At 36.2% G+C, this 1,216-nt stretch carries 1 protein-coding gene; it reads left to right on the top strand.

Annotation, left to right across the window (positions count from 1 at the left end):
* Nucleotides 1-416: 416 nt before the first annotated feature.
* Nucleotides 417-1,058 carry a hypothetical protein gene (locus tag ACYVTD_RS13280; protein ID WP_461248216.1) on the top strand — a complete coding sequence of 214 codons (642 nt, stop codon included), beginning with the start codon at nt 417-419 and terminating at the stop codon, nt 1,056-1,058.
* Nucleotides 1,059-1,216: the final 158 nt, after the last annotated feature.

Raw genomic sequence — 1,216 nt, 5'->3', positions numbered from 1 at the left:
AATACACCCCGTAGTCTTCCCAATTTTACGCGCCGGCGTGTTAATTATTCGGCTCAAAGCAACATCATCGTCCAGGTTGTTTAGCAATAACAGAAGTTGTGATGCCGAAGGCAACTAGTATGTCAAATATGTAATGCATTGTGCTTAAGTTGCCTGTTATTATATTTGACACAAAAAAACCGGCACTTGCAAGCATGGCGGCATCGCAAGCTTCTATAAATAAATTCTTTTTGTATAATTTCTTTAAGCTATCTTTGATCTTTTTTAGTATGTTCATAGCAGTTATTATATCATATTTTTGATGAATTTGCAATACCTAGAGAAAAGCTATGTTAAAATTTCGTAAAAACTATCGACTTTTAGCTGAAAATATGTTATAATTAAATAGTAAGGATTTTCTCTTGAGGGAAGGAGAAATGATGTCTACAAAATTAAGCGATATTGAAAAAACGCTTTTATATGAGGCAAAGATGTTATATGCGACTGTTGTCTATTTTGCTGAGCGAGAGCTTGGAATTCCCAAACAAGATTTTTGCGATATGTTTACTGTTTCTCCCAATTTCAAATCAGGGGACAAATACAATGTTATCGTTGCTAAGAGCGAGGATTACATAAATATAACCAATCGGCAACGAGGCGAGCATCATGATATTATGTTCATGATTTCGTATGATACGAATAATAAGGCGAAGATTACGGGGTGTATTAGATGGAAAGGCAAGGACATGCGCTTGCCAGACCCAGAACTGAAAAAGTTATTGCTTCGCGAAGATAAACAAATACTCAAAGGGATTAATGCTACATCGACGAAGAGCGTCGTTAGAAAGCTTTTGGTCCAAGAGAGAGACGAGGAGCGGACAGCTGTTCGCAATATGATTACAGAAGCAAATGCGCAGAAGTTTGTTGATTATTTGCAAACTGTGCAAAAAGATATTAGGGAAAATGGTATGAAATTTGATCGTGATAGTTTTGTTAAGAAGAATATGGTGGCATTTAGAGAAACGGGTCTTAAACCACAAAAAAGCAAGACTCCACAGGTTAAAAGGCCAATAAAATAATTGACATATATTGGAAAATATGATATAATAGTTTAAAAGATTTTTGGGGGAAGATATGAAAGAAAAAAGCTGGCATCAGGAATCGATTTGGGGCAAATGGACTAAGAGGCTAATTAAAGCAATTAAGGCACCAGCGCTTGGGTGGCCTAACAATTATC

The organism is Treponema sp. R6D11 (assembly GCF_054786075.1).
The sequence above is the reverse complement of the archived record's forward strand: the minus strand, read 5'-3'. Positions and strand labels throughout refer to the sequence as shown.